The 15,347-nt window shown below is 39.8% G+C and carries 20 protein-coding genes and 1 riboswitch; of the genes, 3 read left to right on the top strand and 17 right to left on the bottom strand.

Annotation, left to right across the window (positions count from 1 at the left end):
- Nucleotides 1–138: 138 nt before the first annotated feature.
- Nucleotides 139–858: a DUF421 domain-containing protein gene (locus CDZ94_RS01710; RefSeq protein ID WP_096440521.1), complete on the top strand. Its 720-nt coding sequence runs from the start codon at nt 139–141 to the stop codon at nt 856–858.
- Here the strand turns inward: CDZ94_RS01710 and CDZ94_RS01705 are convergent.
- The 7 genes from CDZ94_RS01705 to CDZ94_RS01675 form a co-directional block, all read right to left on the bottom strand.
- Nucleotides 855–1,715, bottom strand: a complete 861-nt coding sequence (locus tag CDZ94_RS01705; RefSeq protein ID WP_096434809.1) for a DUF421 domain-containing protein — start codon at nt 1,713–1,715, stop codon at nt 855–857. The genes CDZ94_RS01710 and CDZ94_RS01705 overlap by 4 nt on opposite strands.
- A gap of 18 nt (nt 1,716–1,733) precedes the next feature.
- Nucleotides 1,734–1,937: a DUF1657 domain-containing protein gene (locus tag CDZ94_RS01700; protein ID WP_096434808.1), complete on the bottom strand. Its 204-nt coding sequence runs from the start codon at nt 1,935–1,937 to the stop codon at nt 1,734–1,736.
- A 90-nt stretch (nt 1,938–2,027) separates the two neighbouring features.
- Nucleotides 2,028–2,378 (bottom strand): stage V sporulation protein AE, encoded by a 351-nt coding sequence (gene spoVAE / locus CDZ94_RS01695; RefSeq protein ID WP_096440519.1) that lies wholly within the window; start codon nt 2,376–2,378, stop codon nt 2,028–2,030.
- On the bottom strand, nt 2,378–3,397 hold the full coding sequence (gene spoVAD, locus CDZ94_RS01690; protein ID WP_096434807.1) for a stage V sporulation protein AD: 1,020 nt from the start codon (nt 3,395–3,397) through the stop codon (nt 2,378–2,380). Before spoVAD ends, spoVAE begins: the two co-directional genes overlap by 1 nt.
- Before the next feature lie 3 nt (nt 3,398–3,400).
- Nucleotides 3,401–3,877, bottom strand: coding sequence for a stage V sporulation protein AC (gene spoVAC / locus CDZ94_RS01685; RefSeq protein ID WP_096434806.1), 477 nt, complete (start codon nt 3,875–3,877; stop codon nt 3,401–3,403).
- Between the two features lie 15 nt (nt 3,878–3,892).
- Entirely contained in the window at nt 3,893–4,357 is a 465-nt protein-coding gene (locus CDZ94_RS01680; RefSeq protein WP_096434805.1) for a YhcN/YlaJ family sporulation lipoprotein, read from the bottom strand.
- A 447-nt stretch (nt 4,358–4,804) separates the two neighbouring features.
- Nucleotides 4,805–5,008 (bottom strand): DUF1657 domain-containing protein, encoded by a 204-nt coding sequence (locus CDZ94_RS01675; RefSeq protein ID WP_096434804.1) that lies wholly within the window; start codon nt 5,006–5,008, stop codon nt 4,805–4,807.
- A 178-nt stretch (nt 5,009–5,186) separates the two neighbouring features.
- On the opposite strand from CDZ94_RS01675, the gene CDZ94_RS01670 reads away from it, so the two are divergent.
- Entirely contained in the window at nt 5,187–5,894 is a 708-nt protein-coding gene (locus CDZ94_RS01670; RefSeq protein ID WP_096434803.1) for a DUF421 domain-containing protein, read from the top strand.
- Between the two features lie 109 nt (nt 5,895–6,003).
- On the opposite strand, the gene CDZ94_RS01665 is transcribed toward CDZ94_RS01670, so the two are convergent.
- The 3 genes from CDZ94_RS01665 to CDZ94_RS01655 all read right to left on the bottom strand — a co-directional run bounded on the left by CDZ94_RS01665 (nt 6,004) and on the right by CDZ94_RS01655 (nt 7,926).
- A complete protein-coding gene (locus CDZ94_RS01665; protein WP_096434802.1) occupies nt 6,004–6,504 on the bottom strand; it encodes a DUF3907 family protein in 501 nt (166 codons plus the stop codon).
- A gap of 71 nt (nt 6,505–6,575) precedes the next feature.
- Nucleotides 6,576–7,172, bottom strand: a complete 597-nt coding sequence (scpB, locus tag CDZ94_RS01660; protein ID WP_096434801.1) for an SMC-Scp complex subunit ScpB — start codon at nt 7,170–7,172, stop codon at nt 6,576–6,578.
- Nucleotides 7,165–7,926, bottom strand: coding sequence for a segregation/condensation protein A (locus CDZ94_RS01655; protein WP_096434800.1), 762 nt, complete (start codon nt 7,924–7,926; stop codon nt 7,165–7,167). The genes scpB and CDZ94_RS01655 overlap by 8 nt, the downstream gene beginning before the upstream one ends.
- A gap of 322 nt (nt 7,927–8,248) precedes the next feature.
- Between CDZ94_RS01655 and CDZ94_RS01650 the strand changes: the two genes are divergently transcribed.
- On the top strand, nt 8,249–8,782 hold the full coding sequence (locus CDZ94_RS01650; protein ID WP_096434799.1) for a DUF309 domain-containing protein: 534 nt from the start codon (nt 8,249–8,251) through the stop codon (nt 8,780–8,782).
- A gap of 39 nt (nt 8,783–8,821) precedes the next feature.
- On the opposite strand, the gene CDZ94_RS01645 is transcribed toward CDZ94_RS01650, so the two are convergent.
- The 7 genes from CDZ94_RS01645 to lysA all read right to left on the bottom strand — a co-directional run bounded on the left by CDZ94_RS01645 (nt 8,822) and on the right by lysA (nt 15,208).
- Nucleotides 8,822–9,169: a GNAT family N-acetyltransferase gene (locus CDZ94_RS01645; RefSeq protein ID WP_096434798.1), complete on the bottom strand. Its 348-nt coding sequence runs from the start codon at nt 9,167–9,169 to the stop codon at nt 8,822–8,824.
- A 15-nt stretch (nt 9,170–9,184) separates the two neighbouring features.
- Nucleotides 9,185–9,655 (bottom strand): 6,7-dimethyl-8-ribityllumazine synthase, encoded by a 471-nt coding sequence (gene ribH, locus CDZ94_RS01640; protein WP_096434797.1) that lies wholly within the window; start codon nt 9,653–9,655, stop codon nt 9,185–9,187.
- A gap of 63 nt (nt 9,656–9,718) precedes the next feature.
- On the bottom strand, nt 9,719–10,918 hold the full coding sequence (locus tag CDZ94_RS01635) for a bifunctional 3,4-dihydroxy-2-butanone-4-phosphate synthase/GTP cyclohydrolase II (protein WP_096440517.1): 1,200 nt from the start codon (nt 10,916–10,918) through the stop codon (nt 9,719–9,721).
- A 27-nt stretch (nt 10,919–10,945) separates the two neighbouring features.
- The gene (ribE, locus tag CDZ94_RS01630) at nt 10,946–11,599 is read right to left on the bottom strand and encodes a riboflavin synthase (RefSeq protein ID WP_096434796.1); all 654 of its coding nucleotides are present in this window, start codon (nt 11,597–11,599) and stop codon (nt 10,946–10,948) included.
- Nucleotides 11,599–12,687: a bifunctional diaminohydroxyphosphoribosylaminopyrimidine deaminase/5-amino-6-(5-phosphoribosylamino)uracil reductase RibD gene (ribD, locus tag CDZ94_RS01625; RefSeq protein ID WP_096434795.1), complete on the bottom strand. Its 1,089-nt coding sequence runs from the start codon at nt 12,685–12,687 to the stop codon at nt 11,599–11,601. The genes ribE and ribD overlap by 1 nt, the downstream gene beginning before the upstream one ends.
- 263 nt (nt 12,688–12,950) lie before the next feature.
- Nucleotides 12,951–13,141: riboswitch (FMN riboswitch) on the bottom strand.
- Nucleotides 13,142–13,285: 144 nt separating this feature from the next.
- Nucleotides 13,286–13,723: a peptidylprolyl isomerase gene (locus CDZ94_RS01620; protein WP_096434794.1), complete on the bottom strand. Its 438-nt coding sequence runs from the start codon at nt 13,721–13,723 to the stop codon at nt 13,286–13,288.
- Nucleotides 13,724–13,867: 144 nt separating this feature from the next.
- Nucleotides 13,868–15,208: a diaminopimelate decarboxylase gene (gene lysA / locus CDZ94_RS01615; RefSeq protein ID WP_096434793.1), complete on the bottom strand. Its 1,341-nt coding sequence runs from the start codon at nt 15,206–15,208 to the stop codon at nt 13,868–13,870.
- Between the last annotated feature and the right edge of the window lie 139 nt (nt 15,209–15,347).

Raw genomic sequence — 15,347 nt, 5'->3', positions numbered from 1 at the left:
CCCCCGTCCCTTATCAGCGCATTTGTACAAGTCTATGCTCAAACAAAAACGATATGCTTTAGAGAATATAAAAAGTATAATCACATGGAAATGGAAGAAAATAGACGTATTGATTTAGTATTGGAGGCTGCTTTCTTTATGACCCTTCCTCAGGAATTGTTAATAATACTTTTTCGGGTAGGTACCATTTTACCTTTATTGTTAACGATTACGCTTTTTATGGGAAAAAGAGCAATAGGTAATCTTCCAGTTTTTGATTTTTTAATCATTATGACACTCGCTTCTGTCACTGGAGCCGATATTGCTGACCCTAAAGTCCATCACATTCATACTGTAGTGGCAATATTAGCGATCACGTTATTGCAACGATGTTCAGCTTACCTCATGATCAAAAATAGGAAGATCGGTAAAATCATGACGTTTGAACCAACGATTGTTGTTCATAATGGAAAAATTCTCTCTCGTAATTTGAAAAAGATTCGCTATTCTGTAGACAACCTTTTGCAAATGCTTCGAGAAAAAGATGTATTTGATGTAGCAGATGTTGAGGTAGCAATTGTTGAAGGAAACGGTACGCTCTCATTGCATCTAAAGCATGAAAAAGCAAACGTAACAATAGAGGATTTGCAACTAACAAAAAAATCACCAGGTATTGCATACCCAGTGATTCTGGAAGGTACAATCTACTCTTCAGTTTTAAACAATTTGGGGCTTGACCTCAAATGGTTACATGGTGAACTTCAAAAGCAAGGTATCCAAAACGTGAACAATGTTTTTTTCGCAAGTGTAAATGATAAAAAAGAGCTTTATATTTCTGAACGATCTTATTCAGCTGAAGGTCCTCTCTTTTATCATTAGTCAAGTAAATACGGTTTAACATTCTGTTCAAGTTCTGCCAGCTCTTGTGCATGCACGGCATACATCTGCTTCGCTTGGGTATTTTCTGTTTGCAACGAAAATGATTGCATATCAGCTTGTACTTTTTTTAGCGTCGTATAAAGTGCCTGTTTTTCAGTAGGTGGAGATTGTTTAAGCTGATCATCATACACATCTGTATATAATTGTCCATCCCTATCAACTTGCGCTAAAAAGACATTATCAATCGTATAATCCTTTTGGGTAATTTTCTCCTCTAACCAGCGCCGTGAAAAACCTAATCGGTTTAATGGTTCATCTTGAATTTTTCCATCTCGTATAACGGTTTCTGTTTCTTTGACGTTTCCTACTTGAATGCTCATATCTTTAGGAGTGATTGGCTGCTTATCCTTTTTCAAAAGCGCATCAATCTCTCCCGTCTCCTCCAGCATGGCAAACTCTACATCTTGAACTTGAAAAATTCCTTTTCTACGTAATTCAGTTTCCAAATCATCACTTGAAAGGCGTTGTTTTTTTAATTCTTCTTCAAGTACCTTTCCGTTTTTAATAACTGGAACAGGCTGTGCTTGAAGCCAAAAGCGTACCGTTCGGCTTTTTAGCTTTACTAATTGTAAGGAGTACAAGATAAGCGTGGCAATAAAAAAACCAAGTAAAGGAAAGACAATTGGAATGGCCAGATTAACAGCGCCAATACCTAACATCGCTCCAAAAAATGCCATCACGATAAATTCAGTCTGAGTCATGTGCTGCAAGTTTTTTCGAACCAGCAGTCTAGCTGAAGCAAGAATTAATACTAGAGCACTTACGGTACGTATCGTTACTTCTAACCACCCTGGCATGTTTTACCCTTCTTTCTGTTAATTTTTATATTGAGGTTCTTCAATTTCCAGTTGATATACTCTTTTTTCTACGTCTTGTGCAACTGTTCTTATTTTTAAGGCCGCTTTTCGAAAAACATCATGAGCTTCCTCATCCTTGGTTTCTGTTTGCAATTGATTAAATCCAGCTTCCAGTGATTGTAAGGATGCTAAACATTGTTTGACTTGTGACGCAACTGTCATGGGTCTTCCTCCTTCACTTTATTAGACATTTTCTCTTTTAAAAAAGATTGTTGCTATTTGTTTTTTGAGCGTTAGGCAAGCGGATGCTTACTACCCTTTTGGTTTGAAAATTAGAGCTGCAATGAATCCAAAAATAATCGCTGAAGATATCCCCGCACTGGTCACCTCAAAGATCCCTGTTACAATTCCAATCAACCCGTTCTGTTCTGCCTCCGCTATCGCTCCGTGAACGAGGGAGTTCCCAAAACTTGTGATCGGCACTGTTGCACCTGCTCCAGCAAAATCAATCAACGGTTCATAAAGTCCGACTCCGTCTAAAACAGCACCACTAACAACGAGCGCACTCATTGTATGAGCAGGTGTTAATTTACCTACATCCATCATTATTTGGCCGATTACACAAATCAATCCCCCTACTATAAACGCCCAGACAAAAGTCATCATTGGCTGTTGTTCCCTCCTGCCTCAATCGATACTGCATGTGCAATACAAGGAATCGATTCATTCTGTTGGAATGTCAATGGAGATAATAAGGCTCCAGTTGCGACTACGAGAATACGCGTAAGCTCGCCTCGCTTCATACGATTTAAAAAATGGCCATACGTAACTGCAGCTGAACAGCCTGAACCGCTCGCTCCCGCAAAAACAGGCTGGTCATCACGGTAAATTAGGAGGCCGCAATCTTGAAAGCGATCAACATCAATTTCTGTCCCTTGCTGCTTAAATAAATCAAGTGCAATTGACCTGCCAATTTTACCCAAATCACCTGTAATAATCAGGTCATAATAATCAGCTGTAATGTTACGTTCTTTTAAATGAGCCGTAATCGTATCCACAGCTGCTGGCGCCATTGCCCCACCCATATTAAAGGGATCGGACATTCCTAAATCAATCACTTTTCCGATCGTAGCAGAAGTCACTACCGGACCTGCTCCTCCTTGCGACAATAGTGCCATACCAGATCCTGTCACCGTCCATTGGGACGTTGGCGGTTTTTGCGATCCGTACTCTGTTGGATAACGAAATGTCTTTTCCACAACAGCATTATGACTCACCGATCCAGTCAGGATATATTCAGCCCCTTGATAATTCATGACAAATGCAGCCATTGCCAGCCCTTCCATTGAGGTCGAACAAGCACCGAACAAGCCAAAATAAGGGATCGCCAATGTTCTGCAAGCAAAAGAGGTCGATGTGATTTGGTTGGATAAGTCTCCCGCAAAAACAAACTGAACGTCATCAGGTTTTTTCCCGGCTTTATCGAGAGCTTTTAGAGTAGCATCTTCAAATAGTTTTTTTTGGGCTTTTTCATAAGAATCCTGGCCACACCAAAGGTCTTCATGAATCGTATCAAAGTCGTCTGATAACCGACCATTCCCTTCAAAAGGTCCTACGACAACCCCTGTTGATGTGATGACAGGCCTATTTTCAAAAACCCAAGTTCGATGGCCTGATAGCATGATTTATCCTCCCATACTTAAAAGCGTTGTAATAAGAGCAATAACAAAAGCTGCAAACGTTCCGAAAACGATTACTGATCCAGCAAGTTTAAACATATTCCCACCGACACCTAAAACGTATCCTTCTGTTCTATGTTCAATTGCAGCAGATGCAACACTGTTTGCAAAGCCTGTTACTGGAACCGCCGTTCCTGCTCCCGAAAATTGAGCAAAACGATCATAAACGCCAAAGCCTGTTAACAATACAGCAACAAATATTAACGTGGCAACAGTAGGGTTTCCCGCTGTTTTTTCAGTGAAATCAAACTGGTACATATAAAAGAGCTGTATAGCTTGTCCGATTATGCATATAAAGCCACCAATTAAAAATGCCTTTATACAATTTTTAAAAACAGGCCTTTGAATTTCATGCTTCTGAGCAGTTTGTTGGTACTTTTTTTGTTCAGGTGTAAGCTTTTCACGTTGTTGTTTTTTTCCCACGTCAGTCCCTCTTTTCTACCCTTTCATATCATCTTCAATTTTTTTTAGCTCCGTTTTCAATTGTTCCTTCTTAACACCATTTTTCAATAACCTTTTTTCTATAGCTTCTAATTCAGAAGAAATTTTCCGATCTGTCGAGACATGAATATGATCTTGCTTATACTTTTTCTTAATTGCGTCCTGAGCATCTTTACGTATTCGTTCAAGGAAAAAACGGTCAAACCCCTCTACTGTTAAAGCGACGTAGATATCGTTATCCACCGAGGCAGCCGTTACTTTTTCTACTTCCTTCATATTACTCACTTCTCGTTTAGCGGTATCTGCCTTTCCTTGATCAACGTCACTCTTTTTCTGAATATACGTCACTTCAGCATTCTCTTTCCTTTGCCCTTTTGCTTGATCATTTGTTTGGCATCCCCAGAGGTTCATAGAAACAACCATGATCACAAGAAAACAAAGAACGATTTTATTTCGCTTCAAACCCTCGACCTCCTTCGCTACTTTTAGTATGAAAAGTCACGAAAATAATATGTATAAGGTTGGTCTTGAAATAATCCGCATTGGAACATTAGCCCAACCTTATAAGAAAAACAGCGTCAGCTTCCGCCGCATGTTTTAAAGTCTCAAGGATGCTTTTCCCTTGAGACGAGCGGCGTGAAGGTAGCTGTCCTGTTATAAATTCTAATTTTATTAAGAAAAGCGCAAGGCGCCCGTGTACCCGACAACATGCAAATGTTCTGGACGATAAAAAGTGCTTTTTACTTTTAATCGTCCAGGTTATTTGATACGATCCGATGGCGCTTGGAGCTAGACATCGAAGCATGGATTTTTATGCTTTTTTAACTCTTGAATAAAAAGCCTCGCTAAGCGAGGCTCGTAAAAGGTTATACAGTTGTAGATACTAATAGATGAAATCTCAGTCATGTGTTATTGACGATATTGCGGTTCTTCTTGTTCTATTTGCTGAAGTCGAGGGTTCAGACTATCCACAATCATTTGTGTGTCTTGTGCTGCCTGCTGAAACATTTGTTTTGCTTGTTGGTTATCAGTTTGCAATGCAAAACCTTCCAAGCTGGCTTGCGCACTTTTTAACCCTGCCAACGTTTGCTTTACTTGTGTTACTACTGTCATCATGTCACTTTCCTTTCCAAAGATTCGTTTTCTTTAATTACAGTTAGTATTGTTCTCAAGAACTCACAAAACATAAATGGAAATTTCTTTCGTATTCACTTAAAGCGGAAGGCAAATAAATTCAAAGGGAGTTGGGGTAGTATATATAAAAGAAACAGTAAATAAATGAGGTCTTTTGATGAATACGACATTCCCTTCATTAACCATTGAGTTACTTTTCGGGTTTTTCGCTTTGCTCATTTTGACAAAAATTTTAGGGAAAACACAAATAACCCAGCTTACTCCCTTTGATTTCATCTCTGCTCTCGTTTTAGGAGAGCTTGTAGGTAACGCGATTTATGACAAGGATATTGGATTAAATTATGTATTATATGCTGTTGGATTATGGGGAACATTCATATATTTCATTGAATACATTACACAAAAATGGAAAAAAAGCAGAGGATTATTAGAAGGGAAGCCTTCAATTGTTATCCGCGATGGGATCATCGATCGGGAACAGTTAAAAAAATCCAAACTTGATCTCGATCAGCTTCAGCATTTACTTAGAGATAAAGATGTCTTTTCACTAAAACAGGTAGAATACGCCATTTTGGAAGCTAATGGAACTGTGAATGTACTGAAGAAAGTACCGTTCCAAACGGTCAACAAACAAGATTTTCAACTTCCACCTCAAAAAGCTAGCATTTCGATTTCTTTTATAAGTGATGGAGAATGGGTTGAAGAGAATGTACAGCAAACACCTTATAAAAAAGATGCATTAGTGGAGAGATTTACAAAAGAGGGCATAAGGATAAAAGACATCCTATATGCTGAGTGGACGCAAGATGAGCCACTTTATTTACAAATCACTCATTACCCTTATATAAAAACCCTTCAAATATAAAACGAGGATATCTCAAAAATTCGGTAACCGATCTTTTGAGATATCCTCGAGTAATGAGCGCGCCTGTCATGAACTTAACTTTTGAGTCCATCCTTTTTAGTTGATGAATTTATTTTCGTTCGGAGTGAATAACTTTTGTATGATAATCTGTTTCATAATATTCCAGCTCTTCTCTCATCTGTTGCATTGGGCCTTCCAGATTTGCCATTAACGTCTCAATGGCTTTTGGTACACGATTACGAAATTTGATCGCGTTTTTACCCGTATATGCGGCACGACTGTCTTCATACCATGCATCTAGACGAGGCTGAAAAAACTCCTCTATACATTGGTGAAAAATCCAATACAACGTTTTTTCAGCAGCTGCTTTACGGAATGTTTCCCCTGAGAGAATAATTTTACAAGATTCTCCACCTTCATCGCAATAGACTAATAGCCTTCTTAATTCATCTAAAAGTGGTTCGATATGCTCCACGTTTAACGATTGGTCACGATCATAAGCAAGGGAGTCCAGTGTGACTCCGTTTAAGAAAACCCGTATTTCATTTGCCGCTCTTGAAAGACTCTCTTCCGTAAAGGAAAGTTGATGCTTAACTAAATTATTTCCCATAATGTTCTCCTCCAATTTTGGTAGGTACTTCATACTATGCAACTTAGATTAATAGTACTAATCATAGCTTTTTAAGATGAAAGATTTTGATCAAGTTGTTCTTGGAATTTTTCAAAGAATAGATCCACTTCTCCTTCTATACCATCACTTTCAACATCCGTTGGTAATGGTGGAAGCTCGTCTGTTGAGCGGAGACCGAATTGTTCTAAAAACTCATTGGTTGTTCCGTATAATATCGCTCTTCCTGTCCCCTCTGCACGTCCTACTTCCTTAATCAAAGATTTCCCTTGGAGTGTACGAATTGGCCTTTCCGATTTTACTCCTCTGATATCTTCAATTTCCACTCGCGAAATCGGCTGCTTATAGGCAATAATCGCCAGTGCTTCTAATGCAGCCTGAGAGAGAGTTGCAGTACTTGGGGATTGAACAAGCTTTTTAAAGTATGGGGCATGCGCTGCTTTTGTGGTCAGCTGATAGCTTCCACCGTATTCCACAATTTGTAAACCCCTCTCTTCAGATTGATAACTTTCCATCAATTCTTCCATCCAGGACTGAATTGTGATCTTGTCGACTTGAAGAACATCCATTAGCTGTCCTATGTCTATACCTTCTTCACCAGACACAAACAAAAGTCCTTCAATTATTGCTTTCATTTCTTTATTACTCACCTGCAAACACCTCTTGTTGAAAGACAAAAATATCATCAAAGTTCCCGACCTGTTCACAGCCAATCATGTTTGATTTCATCAACTCCAGTATGGCTAAAAAGGTTACGACTTTTTGTGTTCGAGAATTTTCTTCAAACAGCTCGGAAAATCTCGTTTTACCGTTTCCTTGCATTAAACGATCAATAATTTGTGTCATCCTTCTCTCAATAGGAACTTCTTCTCGATGAACTGTTGAATACACCGGTTTTTTTTCTGTTTTTCTTTTCATCATTTTTTGAAAGGCATCGAGCATATCATAAAGTGTGACGTCAACTTTCGATACTTCCTGAGGCTCTTCCTCTAATAAAGGGGTTAGGTCGGTCATAGGTTTAGAGAAAAGCTGACTTCTAGCTACCTCTTTTTCTTTTAATTCGCCAGCTGCTTCTTTATATCGTTTGTATTCAATGAGACGTTTCATTAAATCATCTCGCGGGTCTTCAACATCTTCTTCCAGGAAGTATTCCTCTTCATCTATAATATCATCCTGAGCGGGAAGGAGAAGTTTACTTTTCATTTCTAATAAAGAGGCCGCCATAACCAAGTACTCACTTGCAACGTCTAGTTGAAGCACTTGCATCGCATGGATGTAAGACATATACTGATCTGTGATCTGAGCAACCGGAATGTCATGTAAATCAAGATCATTTTTTTGAATTAAGTGTAAAAGAAGATCCAATGGACCTTCAAAAGATTGCAATTTCACATTATACTGCATTTATTCTTCACCATTTCCTATCATTCTTCAAGCATTATATCATATGAAAAGCGCATAGAGCGGTCTTTTATTTAGGCTTTTTTCTAAAAGATTGTCGCTTTTTGATACGCTAAGACCTTCGCTCAAATGGTCTTCAGCTGCTCCTGCGTTCTTCGTCGCAAGAAGACCATTGTTGCTTTTCCCGCTGGAGTCGCCGCCTTTACTAACTAGAGCGGCTAGTGTTAGACATTATTAATGAATGGCTCCTTTGGTTTATGTTAAAGTAGGTTTTAATGAATAGCTTATTTCGATAAACCTTAACATAGAAGTTAGGAGGACAAAAATGCCTTTTTCATACCCGAAAGCATATCTCGAATATTTAGTGTATTTCCAAGGTGAAAGAGACCTTTTTGAATGCCATGAAGTCATGGAAGAATATTGGAAACAGGAAAAAGATCCCCAATGGCTCGCGCTCATTCAGCTCTCTGTCTCTCTTTATCATCACAGACAAGAAAATTTCCGAGGCGCCTCTCGTCTCCTTGAAAAAGTTATTGATATGGTAGAAAATGACCGTAAGCGTTATGAGAAACTTGGTATTCGTGTTGCTCCCTTTGTGAAGCAATTGTACGATCGACAAAAAGCGATCAATAATCTTCACCCCTATACATCATTTAACATCCCACTTGCAGACGCCACACTTGAAGAGGAATGTAAAAAACGATGTATGGAGCAAGGTCTCTCTTGGTGTGCAATGGAAAATGCCCATAATCGAGATGAGTACTTGATTTATAAGCACCGAAAAAGAGACCGCAGCGAAGTCGTTCTTGCCCGTCAAGAAAGTTTGCTGAATAAACGAAAAGAAAGGGAGGCTGATTGAGCCTTCCTTTCTTTTCGTTTGGCTCTTTTATCACTTGAACTAAGAGCTTTCTTTGTTGCACGATTCCAGAAAATCGCCTGTAGACTTTGTCGCGCACAATATTATTCCATTTTGTTTTTCTACTGCCTGAACCATACGCTTGGCAACCCCTTCATCACGGTATGATGGGTTGACACAAAGATGTTGCAAATAAGTTGTATCTTCCGCTTCTTCGATCCCGATGACGCCAATAAAAGCATCTTCTTTCCATAAATAAAGCTGCCAGTTTGAGTCACTCGCATATTGCGCAATGGTATGTTGAAGCTTCTTAACCTTTTTTTCATTCGGCATATAGGAAAGTAACCCCATTGCAATTTTTTCATAATCTCGCTGATAAGGAATGAGCATACGGTTCCCTTCTTTTTATCCTTCTAATGTTTTCGTTAGGTTGGCCATTTCAATGGCACCAACAGCCACTTCCGAACCTTTATTACCAGCTTTGGTTCCAGCCCGTTCGATCGCTTGCTCGATTGTTTCTGTTGTAAGTACACCAAAGATAACTGGAATGCCACTGGATAAAGCAACATTGGATACACCTTTTGCAGCCTCTGAACAAACATAGTCAAAATGTGGTGTAGATCCTCGGATGACGGTTCCTAGCGTAATGACTGCATCATATTTATTAGAGTCAGCCATTTTTTTTGCAATAAGCGGAATTTCAAATGCACCTGGCACCCACGCAAGATCGACATCTTCTTCACCAACACCATGTCGTCTTAAAGCATCTTGTGCCCCAGCTACGAGCTTACCGGTAATAAACTCATTAAAGCGACCTGCAACAATCCCTATTTTTAATCCTGTACCTACTAATTGGCCTTCATACACGTTTCCCATAACTTTTTTCCTCCTTGGATTCTCGATCTTATCAATATTAATTTAGAATTGCTTAACAAAGCTCTAAAAGTGCAGCATATGTCCTAATTTTTCTTTCTTTACTTTTAAATAACGTTCATTTGCTCTCGTATGCGGTAATTGTAAAGGAACCCGGTCCACGACTTCAAGGTCATATCCTTTTAAACCGGTAATCTTTCGCGGATTGTTTGTGAGAAGTTTCATTTTACTTACGCCAATATCCCTTAATATTTGAGCACCAATTCCATAATCACGGAGATCAGGAGCAAAGCCAAGCTGTGCATTTGCTTCTACCGTGTCAAACCCTTCTTCTTGAAGTTTATAAGCTTTCATTTTGTTTAATAAACCGATACCCCGGCCTTCTTGCCTCATATAAAGAAGGACTCCTTCACCCGCTTCCTCAATTTGCTCTAATGCAGCGTGAAGCTGCGGTCCGCAATCACAGCGTTCGGAAGCAAACACATCTCCAGTTAAACATTCCGAATGAACGCGTACAAGTGTAGGCTTTTCAGGAGTTATTTCTCCTTTAATTAAAGCGACATGTTCTTTTCCATCAACAACATTAGAATAACCAACCGCTTTAAATTCACCAAACTGTGTTGGAAGGGAGATTTCTACTTCCTTTTTAACAAGTTGATCTTTCCGATTACGGTATTGGATCAAGTCTTTAATCGTAATCATTTTAATTTCATGCTCATCCGCAATTTTACGAAGATCAGGGACCCTCGCCATACTTCCATCCTCTTTAATAATTTCACAAATAACTCCTGCAGGTGCAGACCCGCAGAGTCTGGCCAAATCTACAGCAGCTTCTGTATGCCCCGCTCTTCTCAATACGCCCCCGTCTTTAGCAATAAGAGGGAAAATGTGTCCTGGCCTTTTAAAATCTATGCCTTTTGTTTCCGGATCGATCAACGCTCTTACCGTGTTTGCGCGTTCATGGGCGGAAATACCAGTGGTAGTAGACTGATGGTCCACACTAACTGTAAAAGCAGTTCCGTGGGGATCTGTATTATGATCAACCATCGGCATGAGCTCGAGCTCTTCTGCTCTTTTTTGGGTAATTGGTGTACAAACAAGTCCTCTGCCATGAGTGATCATAAAATTAATGACTTCTGGAGTCGTTTTATCGGCAAGTGCGACAAAGTCACCCTCATTTTCGCGGTCTTCATCATCGCAGACAATGACCATTTTACCTTGTATTAGTTCATATATCGCTTCTTCAATTGGATCGAATTGGATCATTTGACATTCACGACCTTTCTTCAACTTTTAAAATCCATGTTCTTTTAAAAATGCCTCGGTTAACTTCTCAGAAGATTGTTCATCAGCTCTGAACCTTTTTAATAAAAATTGTTCCATGTACTTCGCAAGCATATCCGCTTCAATATTCACAACATCTCCAGGCTTTCTTTGACCGATAATTGTTTCTTCGATCGTATGTGGAATGATTGAGATGATAAAGCTATGATCGTGAACGCCAAAAACAGTTAAGCTCGTGCCATCAACAGATACAGACCCTTTTAACATCATATATTTGATGAGCACGTCGTCCACTTCAATTTCATAATAGACAGCATTGGCGTCTTTCTTTTTTGAAATAATTCTTCCTAAGCCATCAACGTGTCCTGATACAAAATGACCTCCAAAACGGCCATTTGCTGCCATCGCTCGTTCTAAATTAACTTCAGAACCTTTTGTTAACATCCTAAGACTTGTATTTCGAACTGTTTCAGGCATCAAATCTACAGAGAACGATTTACTGTCAAATTCGGTTACCGTTAAGCAAACACCATTAACAGCTATACTATCGCCAAGTTTGACATCAGATAAAATTTCAGAAGCTTGAATGTTCATAACGATCGCTTCACCAGATTGACGAATTTGCTGGATTGTTCCTTTTTCTTCAATTATCCCCGTAAACATCAAACACTCTCCTTTTCCGCAGTAATTTTTATATCAGAGCCGGTCTGAGTCACTTCAACAATGCGAAGCTTCACAGCATTTGACAAATTTTCAATGCCTAATCCTGAAAAAGAAGAGTAAGCTTCTTTACCCCCTATTAGAATTGGAGCAAGGTAGACAATAACCTGATCAAATTCTCCCGATCTTAAAAAGCTGTCATTGATCACGCCCCCTCCTTCTACAAGAAGGGAGTTTAATTTCTTTTCGCCAAGGAAATAAAGTAGCTCAATAATCTCAATATGTTCTTTTCCTACTGTAAAAACCTTGACCCCTAATTTCTCAAGAGCGTCACGTTTATTACTATCGCTTGCTTCACTGGCAATAATCCATGTTGGCGCTATACCATCTGTTACTAATTTTGCATTTAATGGGGTTTTTAAATGATGATCGAGTACAATCCGAACCGGATGTGACCCTCCACCAGACATTCGAGTCGTTAAACTTGGATCATCTTTTAGAACTGTGTTCACTCCAACTAAAATTCCATCATGAATATGACGTAGATAGTGGACGTCCGCACGCGCTTCATCTCCTGTGATCCATTTACTTTCCCCTTTTGATGTAGCAATTTTTCCATCAAGACTTGTCGCTGACTTTAAGGTGACAAACGGTTTTTTCGTTTGAATAGCATGAAAGAAAGTGCGATTCAATTGATCTGCTTCATGTTTTAATACCCCTTCCACGACCGTAATCCCCGCACTCGTTAGTTTTTTAATACCTTTTCCGGCAACTTGTGGATTAGGGTCTTTCGTAGCCACGACCACCTTACTCACCTTTGCTTCAATTAAAGCATCTGCACAAGGAGGAGTTCTGCCATGGTGAGAACAAGGCTCAAGCGTCACATACATTGTTGCCCCCTCTGCCTTGTCTCCTGCCATTTGCAGGGCATGTCGTTCTGCATGGAGCTCTCCTGCTTTTAAATGAGCCCCCATACCGACAACTTGATTATTATGAACAAGAACTGCACCTACGACTGGGTTTGGTGATGTTTGTCCTTCGGTTGTCTTCGCCATTTCAATTGCAAGCTTCATATATTGTTCATCTGTCATGACATCCTCTCCTCCAAAAAGCCATAGTCCTTATTTATAAACATAAAATTACGCTTATACTTTATTCCTTTAGAGAAGTTAACCTTTCTGAACGTATAAAAAAGCCTGAAGGAAGGTCCTTCAGGCTTTAATTACAGATAAAAAACAATGGAGAATAGACCGAGCATCTTTCGCTCAAAAAGACAAGACGAACCGAAAGTTCAGTTTTTGCCTTAAAAATGGACACACTGGTCCCGTTGAGCATTTGCCGGTTTTTTTGGCCACTGTTCCTTCTCCCATCCAGACTATACTGTCGGCTCCGGTTTTTCACCGAATCCACCGTTTCTCGTTGTTTCATTTTTGAAACGAAGAGTTATTTTCTTTCTCAACTCTCAAGAACCGGGTCACGGGCTTAGAGCGAATATGTCGCTGCATCACCGCCGGTTGGGAATTTCACCCTACCCCGAAGGAAAATTGTGTTTGTTCAGTTTCGTATAGTATATCACAAAACTTTCTGATATGGTCTAAATTTGACTTACTTTTGAAGTTAAATTGTTTTTTCCCTTGGCTTATCGTTTGAAAAAAGACGACCTCAAAAAGAGATCGTCCTCCATAACCTTTATTCTTCATCAAAAACACGGACTTGTTGCATTACATCGCCTTGCTTAATATTTAGTACAGCATCCACACCTTCTGTTACTTGTCCGAACACGGTATGGACACCATCTAGATGAGGCTGCGGTTCATGAACAATAAAAAATTGGCTGCTTCCTGTATCTTTACCAGCATGAGCCATAGATAGAGTACCTCGTACATGTTTGTGAGGGTTTCCTTCTGTTTCACACTTGATTGTTTGATCACTGCCACCAGTTCCATTTCCAACCGGACAACCACCTTGAGCTACAAAGCCTGGAATCACACGGTGAAATGTAAGGCCGTCATAGAAACCGTCGTTAGCAAGCTTTTCAAAGTTTTCAACCGTACCCGGTGCTGCTTCTGGATAAAATTCGAGTTCTAATTTGTTTCCGCTGTCTAACACAATCGTTCCTTTTTTCATTGTCATCTTCCTCTCTACTCTAAAAATGCGTAACCTATATGTGCTCTATATGTAGCTTACTTTATTAGTTTACTACAAAAACACTGGAAACAAAAACGAAGATGCATGGTGTCCAAAGAAAAAACCACTCATTAAAGAGAATAATTAGCTAGATTTCACTAGTACCTCTGTCTTTTTCCCGTTTCGATTCCATGGTCGGTCTAATTGTGTCATTTGCTGATAGGTTTCTCTTTCAATAACACAATAATCTTGATTATCTTGTAGAAAGACAACAGCTGGACGTTGTATTCGATTGTAGTTATTAGCCATTGAATAGCCGTAAGCACCTGTTGACTTAACTGCGAGCAAGTCCCCCTGCTCAATGAAAGGAACCTTCAAGTCCCAAATAAGCATATCCCCAGACTCACAACATTTTCCAGCGATAGACACCGTATCCGTGGTCGGGGCATCTCCTTTATTGGCAACAACAGCTTCGTACTTCGCCTGGTAAAGAGCAGGTCTTATATTATCAGTCATCCCTCCGTCAACCGAAACATAATCCCGGACACCGGGGATCGACTTTCTTGCTCCAACAGTATAAAGGGTCGTTCCTGCTTCACCGACTAACGCCCTCCCTGGCTCAATCCAAATCTCCGGAATTGAAAAGCTATGACGTTCGGTATGATTTTTTACAGCTTCAATCATTGCCTTGACGTAATCACCTAACGGCAATGGTTCATCACCTTTACTGTATCGGATCCCAAAACCCCCACCTAAATTTAAAACCTCTGGGCAATATCCAGTAGTGTCCCGCCACTCAACAAGATGTTGAAAAATTTCATCTACTGCAGAAACGAAGCCGTCCGTTTCAAAAATTTGTGAACCGATGTGACAATGAAAGCCTAGAAGATGTAACCGTTCATCACTGACTACTTGTTGGATTGCTTTTTCAGCCTGTCCACTTGATATGTCAAATCCAAATTTGGAATCTTCCTGTCCGGTACTAATGTATTCATGAGTATGAGCTTCTACACCTGGTGTGATCCGCAATAATACATTCATTTTTGTCTCAAGACTTTGCGTAATCGCCATAAGCCATGTGAGTTCGTGGAAATTATCGACGACAAAACAACCAACCCCTGCTTTTACTGCCATTTCAATTTCGTCAGGAGATTTATTATTGCCGTGAAAATGAATTCGTTCAACAGGGAAACCTGCTTGCAAAGCTGTATAAAGCTCCCCGCCTGAAACGACATCTAAACTTAACCCAAGTTCATCCATAAGCTGGACAATGGCAATACAACTAAAAGCTTTACTTGCGTAGGCAACCTGGTATCTCACTTGTTCTTCTTCAAAGGCCTGTTGAAAAGCTTTAGCTCGTTCACAAATGTCTTGAACGTCATAGACAAACAAAGGTGTACCGTATTTTTCTGCTAAAAGGGTCGTATTCACCCCTGCAATTTCCAGGTGACCTTCACTATTAATCCGATGATTTTTTGTATTCATATTTTTCTCTCCTCAACCATTAGGTCTCGAAAGATGAAGCGTTGATTTTAACTTTTAGCTCTTTTCTAAAAGATTGTTGCTTTTTGATCAAATTATCGCTCAAATCCGCTACAGGCGGACGCTTTCCGCGGGCAACGCT

The sequence above is a fragment of the Alteribacter populi genome (assembly GCF_002352765.1).
Classification (GTDB): Bacteria; Bacillota; Bacilli; order Bacillales; family Salisediminibacteriaceae; genus Alteribacter; species Alteribacter populi.
Note: the sequence above shows the minus strand (reverse complement) of the source record. Positions and strands in the feature narration are given on the sequence as shown.

What these genes read in the sequence shown, in the direction of transcription:
- spoVAE (WP_096440519.1), bottom strand. Translation starts at nt 2,378, where the DNA reads ATGACTTTTGTCTGGGCGTTTATAGTAGGGGGATTGATTTGTGTAATC.
- ribH (WP_096434797.1), bottom strand. Translation starts at nt 9,655, where the DNA reads ATGGGAAACGTGTATGAAGGCCAATTAGTAGGTACAGGATTAAAAATA.
- CDZ94_RS01700 (WP_096434808.1), bottom strand. Translation starts at nt 1,937, where the DNA reads ATGACAGTTGCGTCACAAGTCAAACAATGTTTAGCATCCTTACAATCA.
- spoVAD (WP_096434807.1), bottom strand. Translation starts at nt 3,397, where the DNA reads ATGCTATCAGGCCATCGAACTTGGGTTTTTGAAAATAGGCCTGTCATC.
- CDZ94_RS01705 (WP_096434809.1), bottom strand. Translation starts at nt 1,715, where the DNA reads ATGCCAGGGTGGTTAGAAGTAACGATACGTACCGTAAGTGCTCTAGTA.
- ribE (WP_096434796.1), bottom strand. Translation starts at nt 11,599, where the DNA reads ATGTTTACGGGGATAATTGAAGAAAAAGGAACAATCCAGCAAATTCGT.
- lysA (WP_096434793.1), bottom strand. Translation starts at nt 15,208, where the DNA reads ATGAATACAAAAAATCATCGGATTAATAGTGAAGGTCACCTGGAAATT.
- CDZ94_RS01620 (WP_096434794.1), bottom strand. Translation starts at nt 13,723, where the DNA reads ATGAAAAAAGGAACGATTGTGTTAGACAGCGGAAACAAATTAGAACTC.
- CDZ94_RS01710 (WP_096440521.1), top strand. Translation starts at nt 139, where the DNA reads ATGACCCTTCCTCAGGAATTGTTAATAATACTTTTTCGGGTAGGTACC.
- CDZ94_RS01670 (WP_096434803.1), top strand. Translation starts at nt 5,187, where the DNA reads ATGAATACGACATTCCCTTCATTAACCATTGAGTTACTTTTCGGGTTT.
- ribD (WP_096434795.1), bottom strand. Translation starts at nt 12,687, where the DNA reads ATGACAGATGAACAATATATGAAGCTTGCAATTGAAATGGCGAAGACA.
- CDZ94_RS01635 (WP_096440517.1), bottom strand. Translation starts at nt 10,918, where the DNA reads ATGATCCAATTCGATCCAATTGAAGAAGCGATATATGAACTAATACAA.
- CDZ94_RS01665 (WP_096434802.1), bottom strand. Translation starts at nt 6,504, where the DNA reads ATGGGAAATAATTTAGTTAAGCATCAACTTTCCTTTACGGAAGAGAGT.
- CDZ94_RS01675 (WP_096434804.1), bottom strand. Translation starts at nt 5,008, where the DNA reads ATGACAGTAGTAACACAAGTAAAGCAAACGTTGGCAGGGTTAAAAAGT.
- CDZ94_RS01645 (WP_096434798.1), bottom strand. Translation starts at nt 9,169, where the DNA reads ATGCTCATTCCTTATCAGCGAGATTATGAAAAAATTGCAATGGGGTTA.
- CDZ94_RS01650 (WP_096434799.1), top strand. Translation starts at nt 8,249, where the DNA reads ATGCCTTTTTCATACCCGAAAGCATATCTCGAATATTTAGTGTATTTC.
- CDZ94_RS01655 (WP_096434800.1), bottom strand. Translation starts at nt 7,926, where the DNA reads ATGCAGTATAATGTGAAATTGCAATCTTTTGAAGGTCCATTGGATCTT.